Genomic DNA, 16,256 nt, shown 5'->3' with positions numbered 1-16,256 from the left:
CTTCGTGCACTTAACGTCGCTCTGTGGCCACTTCACCCATCGATCTCGATCGACCGGACGGCAAGGGGCTCGCGGCCGGCACGCTGGGACTATGGGGTTCCACCGTCATCGGTCTCGCCTCCACCGCACCGGTCTACTCCCTCGTCGCGACCCTCGGCTGGGTTGTCCTCGCCGTCGGCGCCCAGGCGCCGATCGCGTTCATCATCGCGTTCATCCCGATGCTGTTCATCGCGTTCGCCTATCGCGAGCTCAACAACGACGTGCCGGACTGCGGCACCACCTTCACGTGGGGCACCAAGGCCTTCGGTCCCATCACGGGCTGGCTGGGCGGCTGGGGCGTCGCGGTGGCCGGCATGGTCGTCCTCGCCAACCTCGCCCAGATCGGCGGCATCTACTTCTGGGCGCTGATCGACGGGATCATCGGCAGTCCCGAAGACTCCCTGCTGTCCGACAACGTCCCGCTGGTGACCGCGACCGGCGTGGTGTTCATCCTCGCCATGACCTGGATCAGCTGGCGCGGCGTCGAGATCGGCGAGCGCATCCAGAACGTGCTGCTCGGCATCCAGTACCTCGCCCTCGCGATCTTCGTCATCGCCGCCGTCTGGCAGTACTTCACCGGCACCGCGCCGAACCCGACGCCGATCGAGTGGTCGTGGTTCAACCCGGCCGCGTTCACCGACTGGCACGGCTTCACCGAGGCCGTCCTGCTCGCGCTGTTCATCTACTGGGGCTGGGACACGTGCCTGGCCCTCAACGAAGAGACGAAGGACCCCAAGCGCATCCCCGGCCGTGCGGCGCTCCTCACCTGCGTCATCCTCCTGGTCACGTACGTGGGCGTCACCGTCGCGGCCATGATGTACGCCGGCCTGGGCGAGACCGGGACAGGGCTCGGCAACGAGGCGAACGCCGACGACTTCTTCCTCTCCATCAAGGACGGCCTGCTCGGCCCGTTCGGCTGGGTCCTGGTGGTCGCCGTGCTGATCTCGGCGGTGTCGTCGACGCAGACCACGATCCTCCCGACGGCCCGCGGCACGCTCGCCATGGCGGCCTACCGCGCGCTGCCGCGCAGGTTCATGAACGTCCACCCGAAGTACAAGACGCCGTCGTTCTCGACGATCGTCATGGGCATCGTCGCGAGCGTGTACTACATCGGCATGACGCTCATCAGCGACAACATCCTGCAGGACTCGATCCTCTCGCTCGGCCTCGCGATCGCGTTCTACTACGGCATCACCGGGTACGCGAGCGTCTGGTACTTCCGCAAGGACCTGTTCACGTCGGCGCGGAACTTCTTCTACAAGGGCTTCTTCCCGCTGCTGGGCGCACTCATGCTGACGTACGCGTTCGTCCAGTCCGCGATCGACATGTGGGACGTCGACTACGGCTACACGGTGCTCTTCGGCATCGGCGGCACGTTCGTGCTCGGCATCGGCTCGCTGCTGCTGGGCGTCGTCCTGATGCTGGTGTGGTGGATGTTCCCCGGCGCCAAGCCGTTCTTCCGCGGCGAGAGCCTCAACCGCGAGACTCCCGTGCTCGTGCCCGAGGACCCTGCCGAATATACGCGCTCGGTCGACGGCGGACTCGTCTGAGTCGACGTCGTCGAAGACGGCGAATGGACGCCGCACCCCGGGCGCTCGTGGAGCACCGGGGTGCGGCTGGGCCCACGCGCCCCGAGGCTCCGCGCGACGCGCCAGCGCCGCGTGGAGAGGGCGTGGGGACCATCGATCCGCGTCAGGCGAGCACGGACTCCAGCGGGACGAGCTCGAGTCCGTGCGCGGTGGCGACTCCGGGATTGACGACACGCCCGCTCTGCGTGTTGAGGCCCGCCGCGAGGGTGGTGTCGGCGCGCAGCGCATCGCGCCAGCCGCGACGGGCGATCTGCCGGATGTAAGGGAGAGTCGTGTTCGTGAGCGCCGACGTCGAGGTGTTGGGGACCGCGCCGGGCATGTTGGCGACGCAGTAGAAAACCGTGTCGTGCACACGGAAAGTGGGGTCGTCGTGGGTCGTCGGGTGCGTGTCCTCGAAGCAGCCGCCCTGGTCCACGGCGATGTCGACCAGCACCGAACCCGGCCGCATGCGCGAGACCATGTCGTTCGTGACCAGCTTGGGCGCCTTGGCGCCGGGGATCAGCACGGAGCCGATCACGAGGTCGGACGCGACGACGGCACGATCGAGGTCGAGCGGGTTGGACGCCGCCGTCTTGACGCGCCCCTGGAAGTGGTCGTCGAGGAACCGCAGCCGCTGGATGTTGGTGTCGAAGATCGTCACGTCGGCGCCCATGCCGGCCGAGATGTAGGCCGAGTTGGCCCCGGCCACGCCGCCGCCGATGACGGTCACCGTCGCCGGTCGCGTGCCGGGCACGCCCGACATCAGCAGTCCCAGACCGCCTGCCGAGCGCATCAGCGTCGATGCGCCGACCATCGGCGCGAGGCGTCCGGCGACTTCGCTCATGGGAGCCAGCAGCGGCAGCCCGCCGCCGGGCAGCTGCACCGTCTCGTAGGCGATCGCGGTCACGCCGTCGGCGACCAGGCGCTCGGTGAGCGGACGGTCGGCCGCGAGATGCAGGTAGGTGAAGATGACCAGGTCGTCGCGGAAGTAGCCGTACTCCGACGCGATCGGCTCCTTGACCTTCAGCAGCAGCTCGGCGCGCGCCCACACCTCAGCCGCGTCGTCGAGGAGGACAGCGCCGGCCGCCTCGTACTCGGCATCCGGCATGGACGATCCGTCGCCGGCGCCGCGCTGCACGAACACCTCATGACCCGAGGCCACCAGATCGTGCACGCCCGCGGGAGTGAGGGCGACCCGATACTCGTTGTTCTTGACCTCGGTGGGGACACTGATCCTCATCGCGCGATCCTTTCCGCTCCGCCGTTGGAGCGCTCGGGCTCCTCGTGGGAGCGCCTCTAGAAGGCGGGGCGGATGGCCCCGACATCCTGTCCGCCGCCGGTGACGGTCAACGGAAGTCTCGACATCGCCTGGGCGACATCGGAGGAATCCAGTGCGCCGTGCCGCTCCAGCAGGCGCAGGGCGACGGCGGTGGCCGCGCGGCCGCTGCCGTCGAGCATCTTGAGCGCGACCGTCGTGCCGTCCGGTGCGACCATCACCATGACGCCCTCGGCGCCGCCCTTCGCGAACACGCCGAGGGTCTCGATGGCGATCGTGTCGGCGCGGCCGGGCCCGTCGATCGTCCACGGGTTCGCCCGCACGGCCTCCACGAGCGCCCCGGCACTGCGGTGCAGGGCAAACGGCGACGTGGTCGACGAGTTGCCGATGCGGTGGACCGCGCGGGCGAGCCCGAACAGGGTCATGGCGTACACCGGCGCGCCGCAGCCGTCGACGGCGGTCGCGGCGATCTTCTCGCCGATGAGCCGCTCGATGGTCTCGCGGATGAGGAGCTGGACGGGGTGGTCGGGGGCGAGATAGCCCTCGGGCGACCAGCCGTTGACGACGCTCGTGAGCAGCATGGTGGCGTGCTTGCCCGAGCAGTTCATGCGGATGCGCTGCGGCTGACCGAGTTCGCGCACGAGCTCGTCGCGCGTCGCGGTGTCGCTCGGCCATGCGGCGGGGCAGCCCAGGGCCTCTTCACCGAGCTCGGCGGCTGCGAGGATCTGTCGCACGACCGCGACGTGGCGGTCGGTCCCGGAGTGGCTCGCGGTCGACAGTCCGAGCAGCTCGCCCTCCAGCGGAGCGCCGGCCGAGAGGCAGGCGAGAGCCTGCAGCGGCTTGAGGCTCGAGCGGGGGAGGATCAGCGCCGTCGGGTCGCCGAGCTTCTCGCTGACGGTGCCGTCGGGGGCCAGGACGATCGCGATCCCGGCGTGCCGCGACTCGACGAATCCACTGCGCTCGACGACGGCGAGTTCCACGGCGTCGGCTGCGGCGAAGGTCTGCGGCACCCCGACAGCCTACCGCCGTCGGGTGCCGCATCCGTCATGTCAGACTGTCCGCATGCTGGGTGAGCACCGATACACCGTCCGGAGCACGTGGACCGGCGATCGCGGCACCGGGACCTCGGGCTACCGCGACTACGACCGTGCCGTCACGATCGAGATCGACGGCAAGCCGGCGCTCGCGGCATCCGCTGACAAGCCCTTCCGCGGCGACCCGTCCCGCTGGAACCCCGAGGACCTGCTGCTGGCATCGCTCAGCGAGTGCCATCTGCTGTCGTACCTGCACGCGTGCGTGCAGGCGGGCGTGGTCGTCGTGGGCTACGAGGACGAGGCGTCCGGCCTCATGGTCGAGGACGGCCGCGGCGGCGGGGCGTTCCGCGAGGTCGTGCTGCGGCCGCGCGTGACGGTCGCGGATGCCGCGATGGTGGATGCCGCCACCGCCGCGCACCGGCAGGCGAACGAGTGGTGCTTCATCGCCAACTCGGTGAACTTCCCGGTGCGGCACGAGCCGACGATCGTGGTCGCCGGCCTCTGAGCCCTTCCGAGGATCAGCGGCGCTCGTGGGGGAGCGCCTGCTTGATGCGGTCGATCGTGTTCTGCGCCGGCACCTCGTTGTAGGCGCCTGCGAGCTCCTGGCCCGACAATCCGTGGATGGCGGTCATGATCTCGTCGGTGGCGAGGCGACGGGCCTTGCCCGAGGTCGCCGGGCCGTGGTGGGCGAGGTCCAGCGGCTCGCCGAACCTGACCGTCACCCGAGGACTGCGCGCCGGCATCTTCGCACCGACCGGCATCGCCTTGTCGGTGCCGACCAGGCCGACCGGGACCACCGGGGCGCCCGTCTGCAGCGCGAGGAACGCGACGCCGGTGCGGCCCTTGTAGAGACGGCCGTCGAGGGAGCGGGTGCCCTCGGGGTACAGCGCAACGGCGCTGCCCTCGTCGAGCAGTTCGCGCTGCTGGTCGAGGGCGTCCAGCGCCGCCTGGCCGGCGCCGCGCTGCACGGGGATGGCGCCGATCGCGGTGAAGAACCAGCGGGACGCCGGCTTCTCGAAGTAGCTCGCCTTCGCGAGGAAGTGCACGGGCCGGGGAGCGGCGACCGGGATCACGATCGAGTCGATGAACGACAGGTGGTTGCTCGCGAAGATGACCGGCCCGGACTTCGGGACGTTCGCCTTGCCCTCGATCCGCGGGCGGTAGACGGTGCGCGCGAGGGGCGCCAGGATCATGCGGCCGAAGAAGTAGGTGAGGCCCATTCGCCGGCCCGGATCCTCGGGCGGCGCCGTCGGCTCGACGTCGGGATCGACCTCGTCTGCGGTGTGGTCTGCGCCGGGAACGAGGTCGGAAGTCACCCGTAGAGGGTACTCCCCATTGCATTCCGGTATCGGCATAGCGCTTTCTCAGCACGAGCGGAGCAAAGATGCGAAAGGATGGGGGTTCCCCTTTCATCGACTAGAGGTTGTTCCGTGCGCATTCGTCCGCTCGCCGCCCTTTCCGCCGCCGCGCTGTCGGCCGTCCTGCTCGCGGGGTGCTCCGCATCGGATGCGCCCGACGGCGACGCGACGCCCACGCCGACCGCGACCTCTTCGGCATGCGGCCTCGACCCGAAGTCGGGCGCGGACTCCGAGGCGGTCACCGTCTCCGGAACGGCGCCGGCGCTCACCGCGCAGTCTCCGACCGACCTGGCGTTCACCGAGCTGCAGCGCACGACGGTCACCGAGGGCGACGGCGAAGATCTGGCCGAGGGCCAGCTCGTGACCGGCCAGTACGTCATCGTCGACCCGACCACGGGCGAGGTCGCGCTCGACTCGGCCACCACGTCGGCCGACGACTCGGGCCTCGTGCCGATCATCGTCTCGGGCAGCAGCATCTTCGGCTCGGCCGTGCTGTGCACGGCGCTCGGCTCGACGACCACGCTGACCATCCCGGGCACGATGCTCGGCGACAGCGCCCCCGACTACGTGGTCGCCGCCCAGTCGGTCGACCAGCTGCCGACCAAGGCCACCGGTGCTGACCAGGAGCCGGTCGCCGGCATGCCCGAGGTCACGCTCGCCGACGACGGCGAGCCCGCGATCACCGTCGCCGACGACTTCGTGGCACCCGACACGACGCAGCTGGCGAACCTCAAGACCGGCGACGGCCCGACGGTCAACTCGGGCGACACCGTGTTCGTGCAGTACACCGGCGTCCTGCCGGACGGCACCGTCTTCGACTCCAGCTGGCAGCGCGGCGCGCCGACCCAGTTCCAGACCACGGGCGTGGTGCAGGGCTTCCAGAAGGCGCTCGAGGGTCAGACGGTCGGCTCACAGGTGCTCGCGGTGATCCCGGCCGCAGAGGGATACGGCGACCAGGCGCAGGGCTCGATCCCCGCGAACTCGCCGCTGATCTTCGTGGTCGACATCCTCGGCGTCCAGCGCACGCCCCAGCAGTAGTCGGCGGCCGCATCCGGCTCGCCGATAGGCTGGCCGGATGCGGCGCGTCCTCATCCTCGGCTCCACCGGCTCCATCGGAACGCAGGCGCTCGACGTCGTGCGGGCCAACCCGCGACGATTCGAGGTCGTCGGACTCGCGGCCGGTTCGGACCGCGCCGGACTCGAAGCCCAGGCGGCCGAGTTCGGCGTCGAGAACATCGCTCTCGGGGCCGCCGAGGCCGAGCAGCTGGTCCGCGACATCGAGGCCGACGTCGTGCTCAACGGCATCACCGGCTCGGTGGGCCTCGGCCCCACGCTCGCCGCGCTCGAGACGGGCCGCACCCTGGCGCTGGCCAACAAGGAATCCCTCATCGTCGGCGGAGACCTCGTCACCGCCCTCGCGCGTCCGGGCCAGATCGTGCCCGTCGACTCCGAGCACTCGGCACTCGCGCAGGCGCTGCGATCGGGGGAGCGCTCCGAGGTCCGGCGGCTGGTGCTGACGGCATCCGGGGGTCCGTTCCGCGGTCGCAGCCGTGCCTCCCTCGAAGGCGTGACCCCCGCCGAGGCGCTCGCGCACCCCACGTGGGACATGGGCCGCGTCGTCACGACGAACTCGGCGACCCTCGTCAACAAGGGCCTCGAAGTCATCGAGGCGCACCTGCTGTTCGGTGTGCCGTACGCCGAGATCGACGTCGTGGTGCACCCGCAGTCGATCGTCCACTCGATGGTGGAGTTCGTCGACGGCTCGACGATCGCGCAGGCCTCGCCGCCCGACATGCGGCTGCCGATCTCACTCGGCCTGGACTGGCCGAACCGCGTCGCCGGTGTCGGCGTGCCGCTGGACTGGACCAGGGCGACGTCCTGGACGTTCGAGCCGCTCGACGACGCCGCGTTCCCCGCGGTGCGCCTGGCCAAGCACGTCGGTCGTGCCGGCGGCACCTACCCGGCAGTGTTCAACGCCGCCAACGAGCAGGCTGTCGACGCGTTCCACGAGGGGCGGCTGAGCTTCCTCGGCATCGTCGACACCGTCGCGCGCGTCGTCGACGCCCACGAGGCGCCCGACGCACTCACCCGCGAGTCGCTCGCCGAGGCCGAGGTCTGGGCGCGCCGCACCGCCGACAAGGCGATCGCCGCGGCATCCTGACCCTTCCCCGTCGCGCGCGGGCCGATCCCGACGCCCCGTACTGAACGTGCTCACGTGCGCTGTTTGCACGCCAGAGGGCCCAGAACGCGTACGTTCAGCGCCAGTGGAATGATTCAGCGCGGGCTGCGGGGCGGTCAGGCCTCGGGGTACACCGGGCGCAGCGGATCGGATGCCGGCGTCTCGTGCTCGGGGTACGGCACAGGCCAGTGCGGCTCAGGGACGGGCCAGCCGGCATCGCGCAGGGCGCGGCGGGCGAGCTCGCGGGCCGAGTACGGCGTGCGGACGCCGCGGATGTCGCGGTAGTCCTGGTGCCCGGGTCCGATCCACAGGATCGCGTCACCGTCGCCGACGAGCGCGACGGCCTCGATGATCGCGCGCTCAGGCGGCGAGAACTCCAGGATCTCGGCATCCGGCCGCGCATGGCGGGCGCCCTCGATCAGCGTCGCGCGGATGGCGTCGGGGTCTTCGAAACGGGGGTGGTGGTCGGTGATGACGAGGATGTCGCTGCCTTCGACGGCGGTGCGCCCCATGTCGTGGCGCTTGGTCGCGTCGCGATCGCCGTCCGCACCCATGACCATGACGACCTTGCCCGGGGTCACGCGCCGTACAGCGGCGAGAGTCTTCTCGAACGCGTCGGGCGAGTGACCGAAGTCGACGTAGACGGCGGGACCCGTCTCTCCTGAGACGAGCTGCGTGCGCCCCGGCAGGTACGCCTCGATGCGGCCGCCGTCGAGCGTGTCGACGAGGCGCTGCCACGCGTAGCCGCCCTCGAGGATCATGACGATGGCGAGTCCGGCGTTGGCGGCCATGTGTCGGCCGATGACGGGCACGAGCGTGGTGAGCGTCCGGCCGTCGCGCGCGGTGAGGCGGAACTCGGTGCCCACCTGGCGCTCGTCGATGATCTCGACGACCCAGTCGGCGGCGGCCGCGGCATCCCGATCCGTGGCGAGGTCGGGCGTGCCCACCGTGACCGTCGGCACCTCGCTGCGGGCGACGACCTCGGCACCGGCCGCGGAGTCCACGCACACGACGGCGCGACGCGCGCGCTCGGCCCGGAACAGCGGGAGCTTGGCCTCGAAGTACTCGCGCATGTCGGCGTAGTCGTCGAGGTGATCGTGCGTCAGGTTCGTGAAGCCGGCGACGTCGAACACGATGCCGTCGACGCGGCGGCGGCTGAGCGCCTGCGCGCTGACCTCGACGGCGACGGCCTCGACGCCGCGCTCGCGCATGAGGGCGAGGAGCGCGTGCATCTCGTACGCCTCGGGGGTCGTCAGCCGCGACACGATGACCTGGCCGGCGATGTGCCGCTCGGCCGTCGAGGACAAGCCGGTCGTCACGCCCAGCTGCCCCAGGATGCCCTCGAGCAGGTGCGACACGCTGGTCTTGCCGTTGGTGCCGGTGGTGCCGAAGAGCGTGGGCAGGTCGTCGTCGCGGCCGGTGCTGTACACCCAGGCCGACAGCTCGCCGAGGAGCGCGCGCGGGTTCTCGACCAGCAGCACGGGCAGTCCTGCGGTCGCCGCGGTGGCGGCGCCGGCGGCATCCGTCACGATCGCGACGGCGCCCTTCTCGGCGGCCGCCTGGGCGAACTCGGCGCCGTGGCGGTTCACCCCCTGCACGGCGACGAACACGTCACCGGGACGCAGGTCGGCGGTCGCGAGGGTGAGGCCGGTCAGCGTCGCGCCCTCGACGTCGCCGCGCACGGCGACGGCGAAGCGCGCCGCGAGATCGGCGACGGTGTGGGTCGGCGGCGCGTCGGGGCGGAGTACCGGGGGAAGGTTCGAAGGCGCGTCTGTCGGCATGGCGCATCCATCTTCGCACGGCGCCGGGGCTCCTCGCCGGTGCGCAATTCAGTCTGGTTCCGGACGCGCCGGAACGCGCGCCGCGCTGCTCCGGGCGTCGTGTGGCGGCGACGTGACGGCCAGACTGAATTGCGCACCGGGCGCCGGAGTCAGGCCTGGCGGCGACCCCGGACGAGCGCCACGAAGAGTGCGGCGACGCCGGCGGCGAGTCCGCCGGCGGCGAGCCAGCGCGCCACCGGGTCGGCGGCGCCCGTGGACTCGTCGGATGCCGCGGCCCCGGCATCCGCGTCGGCGTCGGCGTCGGCTGCGGCATCCCCCGCACCGCCGTGGTGATCGGACTCGGCATCGCTGACCGCGCCGACGGTCACGACAGGGGCGGGGGAGTCGAGCTCCTCGGGGTCCTGGCCGTCGTCGGCGATCTGCGTCCAGGCGGTCTCGCCGACCGTGCACGTCTGCGTCACGGGGAATGCCAGTGCCGTGTCGGCTGCGGCCTCGGTGAACAGCACGTCCATCGCGACGGCCGCCTTGAGTCCGTCCTCGACGGGGGCGTCGGCGGTGTAGACGACGCGTGTGGGAACGCCGTTCGTGCCGAGTTCTCGCGTGATGGTCCAGCCGCCCTGCACGACGGGCGTCGCATTGCCGACGCCTTCGGGCATGTCGATCGCGAGCGCCGTCGTCGGCGAGCCGTCGCAGCCGTGCGAGAACGAGAAGGTGACGGTCTCGGTGGAGCCCGCCGCGGCGGTCTCGGGGTCGACGTGCACATGCGCGGATGCCGCGAGCGGTGCGCCGAGGGCCAGGGCGAGGCCGGCCGCGGCGCCGATCGCGAGACGGCGGGGGGAGGAGGTGCGGGAAGGGGTCATTGCTCTTTCGTCTTTCGTCGGTCGTCCGGGCGCGGCGAAGGGCCGCCGCGCGCGGCAGAGGAGCCGGTCGCGGATCGTGCGACCGGTGCGAGGGCGACGCTCAGCGCGCCGCGGTGACGAAGACGGGAGGGCCGCGCCGCGACAGCCCCGACAGCACGATGCGTGCCGGGAGGACCGCTCGGGCGCGGCGCGAGACGAGAAGGCGCGGCACGGACGGCAGCGGCGCGAAGACGCGTGCCCGCGAGAGGATCGACCGGATGCCGCGGCCGAGGGCTTGCAGCATCCGCTCCCCGCCGTACAGTCCCGCCACCGTGGCGATGGCGGCGAGCACGTGCGCGACGAGCATCGGGGCATCGGGGAGCGCGACCGGCGTGACGCCTCCGGCGAGGACCATCGTGTGGTGCGCGTGCGAGGCGGTCGGATCGGCTCCGGCCGTTATCGCGAACGCCAGGTGGAACAGCGCCTGACTGGCCAGCACGATGGCGCCGACCCGCCACACCGAGAGGCGGCGCCCGGCCAGCGCGACGGCGAGGGGAGCCGCGAGGATGCCGACCGCGGCCACGAGCGCGGGGGCGGGAGCCCCGCCGCCGGCGAGCGTATGGGCGGTGGCGGCGACGACTGTCGCGACGGCCGCGGCGGCGGTGCCGCGCAGCGCGCGGGCGTGGCGTGGCGTCACGGCTCCTCGCTTCTGTCGACCGGCATGCCCGCCACGAGCCTACGCGAGGCCGTCACACCCAACTCAAAGCCTGGCGCGGGTACCGTGAGCGTGTGGAAATCCTTGCGTTCGTCATCGGCGTCGCGCTCATGGTCGTGGGCCTCGCGGTGTCGATCGCGCTCCACGAGCTCGGGCACCTGTGGCCGGCGAAGAAGTTCGGCGTGCGCGTCGGGCAGTACATGATCGGCTTCGGCCCCACCCTGTGGTCGCGTCGCCGGGGCGAGACGCAGTACGGATTCAAGGCGATTCCGCTCGGCGGCTACATCTCGATGGCCGGCATGTACCCGCCGTCGCCGGTCCTCCAGCAGGCGAAGAGCCGCAGCGGCCGTGCCGCCGGCGGGTTCTTCGCCACCATGGTGCAGGACGCCCGGGACGCCAACGACGAGACGCTGCGCGGCGACGACGACACGCGCGTGTTCTACCGTCTGCCGATCTACAAGCGGATCATCGTCATGCTCGGCGGGCCGCTCATGAACTTCCTCTTCGCCGTCGTGCTGTTCGCGATCCTGTTCACGGGGATCGGCGTGCAGACCGCGACCACCACCGTCGCCCGCCTGTCGGAGTGCGTGCCTGCCACGACGTCGTCGGGCACGACCAGCGAGTGCTCGGCATCCGACCCCGCCGCCCCCGCAGCGGCCGCGGGCATCCAGCCGGGCGACACCATCGTGTCGATCGACGGCGAACCGGTGGCCGACTTCGCCGAGGCGTCCGAGATCATCCGCTCGTCGCCCGGGCAGCAGCTGACGTTCGTCGTCGAGCGCGACGGCGCCACCCAGACGCTGCATGTCACGCCGGCCACGGTCCAGGCGACAGTGACGAGCGCCGACGGCACGACCTCGACGCAGGATGTCGGCTTCGTCGGCATCGGACCCACCGTCGAATACGTGAAGCAGCCGATCTGGGCCGGGCCCGAGGCTGCCGTGCAGCAGGTCGGCGCCGTCGCCGGCATCATCTGGCAGCTGCCCGCCAAGGTGTGGAACACCGCGGTGGACCTCGTGACGGGAGAGCCGCGCGACCCGAACGGGCCGCTGAGCATCGTCGGCGCAGGACGCCTGTCGGGCGAGGTCGCGGCGGCGGACGCGCCGGTGCTGAACCGCGTCGCCGGATTCCTGTCGCTGCTGGCGTCGCTGAACATCGCGCTGTTCGTGTTCAACCTGATCCCGCTGCTGCCGCTGGACGGCGGCCACATCGCCGTCGCCCTGTGGGAGGGCATCAAGCGGGTGTGGGCCAAGCTCTTCCGCCGCCCGCCCCCGAAGCCCGTCGACGCGACGAAGCTCGTGCCGCTCACCTTCGTCGTCGTCATCGCGCTCATCGCGATGGGCGCTGTGCTGGTGCTGGCGGACCTGTTCAACCCGGTCACGCTCGGCTGACGCACCCGTCGCACGGATTTCGGCGCGCTGTCGAAATCGGTCTTGTCCGTTCGCTGTGGGGATGAAACGGTTCCCCTGACGAAAGGACACGGGCCATGAAGTACGTCATCATGTTCACCTCCACCCCGGAGCTCGACGCGGCGGTGCCCGAGGAGCGCGCGAAGGAGGTCTACGGCCGGATCTGGGACTGGTTCCAGACCAACTCCGACCAGATCACCGACGGCGGCGCGGAGCTTCTTCCGGTCACCACCGCCACCACCGTCAAGTACGGGCCGGACGGCCCCGTCGTCGTGGACGGCCCGTTCTCGGAGGCGAAGGAGGTGGTCGGCGGGTTCAGCGTGCTCGACGTCCCCGACCTCGACGCCGCGATCGCGCTCGTCAAGACGTGGCCGTCGATGGAGCTGCCCGGCATCGCGATCGAGATCCGCCCGATGGTGACCGACTACAGCCAGTTCGAGCAGTGAGCGACGCGGATGCCGCGGCTCGCGGCCGATCCGACGGCCCGGCTGAGCCCGGAGCCCTCGGAACGCCCGGGGCCGCGGCATCCGATCGCCTTCTCGCCGCCGTCGTCCGCGAGGAGTCCGCGCGGATCACGGCGGCGCTGACGGTCTCGTTCGGCAGCTTCGACATCGCGGAGGAGGCGGTCGCCGAGGCCGTCGAGGAGGCGCTGCGCGAGTGGCGGATGCGCGGCATCCCGCCTAAGCCCGGTGCCTGGCTCACGCAGGCCGCGCGGCACAACGCACTCGACAGGGTGCGACGCGAGCGTGTGCTGCGCGACAAGGTGGCGCTGCTGCCGGCGCCGGCAGCGCCGGACGATGCGGCGCCCGCCGACGAGCGGCTGCCGCTGCTGTTCGGCTGCTGCCACCCCGCCCTCGCACCCGACGCGCAGCTCGCGCTCACGCTGCGGGCCGTGTGCGGCCTCACGACCGCGCAGATCGCACGGGCCACGTTCTCGACAGAGCCCGCCACCGGCCAGCGGATCTCGCGGGCCAAGCGCAAGATCGCCGACAGCGGGATCCCCCTGCGGGTGCCGACCGGCCCCGACGCGGCAGCCCGCCTCGACCTCGTGCTCACGATCGTCTCGGTCATGTACAACGAGGCGCACTTCGTCGCGGGGGCGGATGCCGCGGCCGACCGCGACCTCGCCGACGATGCGCTGTGGCTGGCCGAGGTGATCGCCGGGGCGCTCCCACGCGCGGCGGAGGCCCATGGGCTGCTGGCGCTGCTGCGGTTCCACCGGGCGCGCGAGTCGGCGCGGTCGGTCGACGGCGAACTCGTGCTGCTCGCCGACCAGGACCGCACCCGCTGGGATGCCGCGCTGCTCGCCGGCGCCCGGGACGAGCTCGAGCGTGCGGCGCGCCTGCGCCGACCGGGGCGCTGGCAGCTGCACGCCGCGATCGCCGCCTGCCACGCCGATGCCGCGGACGCGGCCACGACGGACTGGCTGCAGGTGCTCACGCTCTACGACATGCTGCTCGCGTACGACAGCACCCCCGTGGTGCGCCTGAACCGCGCCGTGGCGCTCGCGCAGGTCGAGGGCCCGGCGGTCGCGCTCGCCGAGGTCGAGGAGCTCGCAGATCCGCTGGACCGGTCACACCTGTGGCACGCCGTCCGCGCGTGGCTGCTGCGCGATCTCGGTCGTGACGACGAAGCCCTCGCCGCGGACCTGCGCGCCCTGGAGCTCACCGCGAACGAGGCCGAACGCCGCCTGCTCGCGTCCCGCGCGGCGCTTTCCGGTCGTTGAGCGAGCGTCGCCCACCGCTCGCCCGACCATGCTCGTCGAGCGGGCGAAGCGAGACGAAACGCCGTGAGCACCTGGGCGGAGCCGGCCACTTCCGCACCGTAGGGGTCGGGCGATCGCGTGCTTCGCGGGGTGACCGAGGTCAGGCGAACGCCTGCTCCACCAGCCGCTGCAGGGTCGTCATGCCGTCGCGCGACAGGATCGACTCCAGGTGCCCCTGCACCGATGCGAAGGCGGGCCCGCGCAGCGCGTACACGTCCCCGGCCGCGTCGGAGGCCACGTCGGCCTCGCCGACCCGGGTCGTGCCGGCGGGCACGCGGGCCGTGAACGTGTTGTAGAACCCGATCGAGGCCGGAGTCCCGAACACGTCCACGGTCTTCTGCAGTCCCTGGTGCGGGGCATCCAGCGGCGCGAGCCCGATCCCGAGCGAGTCGGCGAGGATCTGGTGGCTGAGGCACACCGCGAGCAGCGGGGCGCCGGTCTCGCGTCGGCGGGCGACGACCTCGCGCATCCGGGCGATGCGCGGGTTCGCGGCATCCCGGGGGTCGCCGGGGCCCGGGCCCGACACGAGCAGCTCGGCGGCGTCCATCTGCGCGTCGGTGACCTCGTTCCACGGCGTGATCTCGACGTCGAGGCCCAGGTGGCGCAGCTGGTGGGCGAGCATCGTGGTGAAGCGGTCCTCGGCGTCCACCACCAGGGCCGAGCGGCCCGCGAAGGGCGCCGGACCGGTCGTGCCCTGCGGCTTCAGCCAGAACTCCGCCAGCCGGGCGTTGCGCGATGCCAGCAGCTCCGCGATCGCGGGGTCGTCCGCCAGGCGGCGCGGAGCCGCGGCAGGCGCGTCCTCGTCGATCGCGGCATCCCCGCCGGCGACGGCGTCGAGCACGGCGGCACCGCCGGCCTCGGGAGCGTCGCCGGCGGCTTGCTCGGCGGCGACGTCGCGCGGCACGGCGCCGATCGCGCCGAGCACGCCGGCGGCCTTGCCGTGCGTCTCGCCGACCTCGCCGTACGGGTCGGAGTGGCGCACGAGCGTCGCGCCCACCGGGACGCGCAGGCGGCCGTCCTGCAGATACGCGGTACGGATGAGGATGGGGGCGTCGAGGTCATGCGTGGGCTCGTCGGCCAGCAGCGTCTCGCGAGGGGTGAACAGGGCTGCGACGCCCGAGTAGTACCCGCGCGGCGTGGTCTCGTGCCGCGTGATGACGGTGCACGCGTTCTGCATCGGCGAGCCGGTGACCGTGGGCGCGAACATGGTCTCGCGCAGGATGTCGCGGGGGTCGAGGCGGCTGCGCCCGCGCAGCACGTACTCGGTGTGGGTCAGGCGCGACATCTCCTTGAGATGCGGGCCGGTGATGCGACCACCGTCGGAGCAGACCGCGCTCATCATCTTGAGCTCTTCGTCGACCACCATGAAGAGCTCTTCGGTCTCTTTCGTCGAGCGCAGGAACTCCGTGAGCGTCTCGACCGTCGCACCGCCTGCGGGGTGGCGGAAGGTGCCCGAGATGGGGTTCATCGTCACGACGCCATCGCGGGCGCTGACGTGGGCCTCGGGGCTCGCGCCGACGGCCACGTGGCCGGCAGTGACGACCGCGAAAGTCCAATAGGCGCCCCGCTCGTGCTCGAGCAGGGCCCGGAACCACGTGAGCGCGGCGGTGGCGGCATCCGCCGACACGCCCGCCGTGAAGTCGCGCCTGATGACGAAGTTGGCGCCCTCGCCGCGCCCGATCTCGTCGGCGATCACGCGGCGCACGATGCCGGCGTACTCCTCGTCGGCGATGTCGAAGCCGGGCTCGTCGAGCGCGACAGGCTCGGCGGGCAGCTGCGCGAGCGCGTCCTCGCGGGGGAGCGAGGCACGCTCGGTCACCACGAGGCAGCGCAGCGGCGCGCCGTCGTCGTGGCACTCGAAGCCGCGCTCACGGACCTGCCGGAACGGCACGAGCGCGAGCACCTCGCGGGCCGTGCCCGCGGCGTCGAGGAGCGGGATGTCGCCGAGCAGGTCGACGTCGACGACGTCGCCGGTGAGCACCTCGACGGTGACGCCGTCGCGGGCGATGAGGGCGAACGGGATGCCGCTCTGGGCGATCTCGCGGAGGGAGCGTTGGGCGAGGCCGGTCATGGCTGAGTTCTTTCGTCGGGGGGCGGCATCCCTTACGAAAAAGAAGACCGCCCCAGGGGCGGTCGTCGGTCGCGCGAACCCACCGCCTATGCGGTGGGCCACCAGAGAAGTCGCGCGGACATGCGGTCACGATAGCAGACCGGGGATGCCGCCTCCTGCCTCGTTACCCGCAAGCGGCCGGGCCTCACCCGCTGCGCGTGGTCGCGCCTGCGGCGCTCGACG

General features: G+C 71.8%; 14 protein-coding genes. 7 read left to right on the top strand and 7 right to left on the bottom strand.

Features of this window, described 5'->3' with window-relative positions; all coding sequences use genetic code 11:
• The first annotated feature begins 23 nt into the window (after window positions 1-23).
• Window positions 24-1,589 (top strand): APC family permease, encoded by a 1,566-nt coding sequence (locus tag ABEA46_RS18210; protein WP_345546557.1) that lies wholly within the window; start codon window positions 24-26, stop codon window positions 1,587-1,589.
• Window positions 1,590-1,731: 142 nt separating this feature from the next.
• Here ABEA46_RS18210 and ald read toward each other — a convergent pair whose 3' ends face one another.
• Together ald and ABEA46_RS18200 are read right to left on the bottom strand one after the other, a co-directional pair.
• The gene (ald, locus tag ABEA46_RS18205) at window positions 1,732-2,847 is read right to left on the bottom strand and encodes an alanine dehydrogenase (protein ID WP_345546556.1); all 1,116 of its coding nucleotides are present in this window, start codon (window positions 2,845-2,847) and stop codon (window positions 1,732-1,734) included.
• Between the two features lie 56 nt (window positions 2,848-2,903).
• A complete protein-coding gene (locus ABEA46_RS18200; protein WP_345546555.1) occupies window positions 2,904-3,893 on the bottom strand; it encodes an asparaginase in 990 nt (329 codons plus the stop codon).
• A 52-nt stretch (window positions 3,894-3,945) separates the two neighbouring features.
• On the opposite strand from ABEA46_RS18200, the gene ABEA46_RS18195 reads away from it, so the two are divergent.
• Window positions 3,946-4,422 carry an OsmC family protein gene (locus tag ABEA46_RS18195; RefSeq protein WP_345546554.1) on the top strand — a complete coding sequence of 159 codons (477 nt, stop codon included), beginning with the start codon at window positions 3,946-3,948 and terminating at the stop codon, window positions 4,420-4,422.
• A gap of 13 nt (window positions 4,423-4,435) precedes the next feature.
• Here ABEA46_RS18195 and ABEA46_RS18190 read toward each other — a convergent pair whose 3' ends face one another.
• The gene (locus ABEA46_RS18190) at window positions 4,436-5,137 is read right to left on the bottom strand and encodes a lysophospholipid acyltransferase family protein (protein ID WP_345546806.1); all 702 of its coding nucleotides are present in this window, start codon (window positions 5,135-5,137) and stop codon (window positions 4,436-4,438) included.
• Window positions 5,138-5,347: 210 nt separating this feature from the next.
• Here ABEA46_RS18190 and ABEA46_RS18185 point away from each other — a divergent pair, with 210 nt between their 5' ends.
• Together ABEA46_RS18185 and dxr are read left to right on the top strand one after the other, a co-directional pair.
• Window positions 5,348-6,313 carry an FKBP-type peptidyl-prolyl cis-trans isomerase gene (locus ABEA46_RS18185; protein WP_345546552.1) on the top strand — a complete coding sequence of 322 codons (966 nt, stop codon included), beginning with the start codon at window positions 5,348-5,350 and terminating at the stop codon, window positions 6,311-6,313.
• Between the two features lie 37 nt (window positions 6,314-6,350).
• Window positions 6,351-7,436: a 1-deoxy-D-xylulose-5-phosphate reductoisomerase gene (gene dxr, locus ABEA46_RS18180; protein WP_345546550.1), complete on the top strand. Its 1,086-nt coding sequence runs from the start codon at window positions 6,351-6,353 to the stop codon at window positions 7,434-7,436.
• A gap of 134 nt (window positions 7,437-7,570) precedes the next feature.
• Here dxr and ABEA46_RS18175 read toward each other — a convergent pair whose 3' ends face one another.
• The 3 genes from ABEA46_RS18175 to ABEA46_RS18165 form a co-directional block, all read right to left on the bottom strand.
• On the bottom strand, window positions 7,571-9,235 hold the full coding sequence (locus ABEA46_RS18175; RefSeq protein WP_345546548.1) for a Mur ligase family protein: 1,665 nt from the start codon (window positions 9,233-9,235) through the stop codon (window positions 7,571-7,573).
• 149 nt (window positions 9,236-9,384) lie between these two features.
• Complete coding sequence (locus ABEA46_RS18170) at window positions 9,385-10,095, bottom strand: YcnI family protein (RefSeq protein ID WP_345546546.1); 711 nt, start codon at window positions 10,093-10,095, stop codon at window positions 9,385-9,387.
• Window positions 10,096-10,195: 100 nt separating this feature from the next.
• On the bottom strand, window positions 10,196-10,771 hold the full coding sequence (locus ABEA46_RS18165) for a hypothetical protein (protein WP_345546545.1): 576 nt from the start codon (window positions 10,769-10,771) through the stop codon (window positions 10,196-10,198).
• Between the two features lie 92 nt (window positions 10,772-10,863).
• Here ABEA46_RS18165 and ABEA46_RS18160 point away from each other — a divergent pair, with 92 nt between their 5' ends.
• From ABEA46_RS18160 to ABEA46_RS18150, 3 genes are all read left to right on the top strand, one after another.
• Window positions 10,864-12,180: a M50 family metallopeptidase gene (locus ABEA46_RS18160; RefSeq protein ID WP_345546543.1), complete on the top strand. Its 1,317-nt coding sequence runs from the start codon at window positions 10,864-10,866 to the stop codon at window positions 12,178-12,180.
• A gap of 95 nt (window positions 12,181-12,275) precedes the next feature.
• Window positions 12,276-12,644 carry a YciI family protein gene (locus ABEA46_RS18155; RefSeq protein WP_345546541.1) on the top strand — a complete coding sequence of 123 codons (369 nt, stop codon included), beginning with the start codon at window positions 12,276-12,278 and terminating at the stop codon, window positions 12,642-12,644.
• Window positions 12,641-13,924 (top strand): RNA polymerase sigma factor, encoded by a 1,284-nt coding sequence (locus ABEA46_RS18150; protein ID WP_345546539.1) that lies wholly within the window; start codon window positions 12,641-12,643, stop codon window positions 13,922-13,924. The genes ABEA46_RS18155 and ABEA46_RS18150 overlap by 4 nt, the downstream gene beginning before the upstream one ends.
• Window positions 13,925-14,063: 139 nt before the next feature.
• Here ABEA46_RS18150 and ABEA46_RS18145 read toward each other — a convergent pair whose 3' ends face one another.
• Window positions 14,064-16,034 carry an anthranilate synthase family protein gene (locus ABEA46_RS18145; protein WP_345546538.1) on the bottom strand — a complete coding sequence of 657 codons (1,971 nt, stop codon included), beginning with the start codon at window positions 16,032-16,034 and terminating at the stop codon, window positions 14,064-14,066.
• Window positions 16,035-16,256 lie beyond the last annotated feature (222 nt).

The organism is Microbacterium jejuense (assembly GCF_039544225.1).
Classification (GTDB): domain Bacteria; phylum Actinomycetota; class Actinomycetes; order Actinomycetales; family Microbacteriaceae; genus Microbacterium; species Microbacterium jejuense.
Note: the sequence above shows the minus strand (reverse complement) of the source record. Positions and strands in the feature narration are given on the sequence as shown.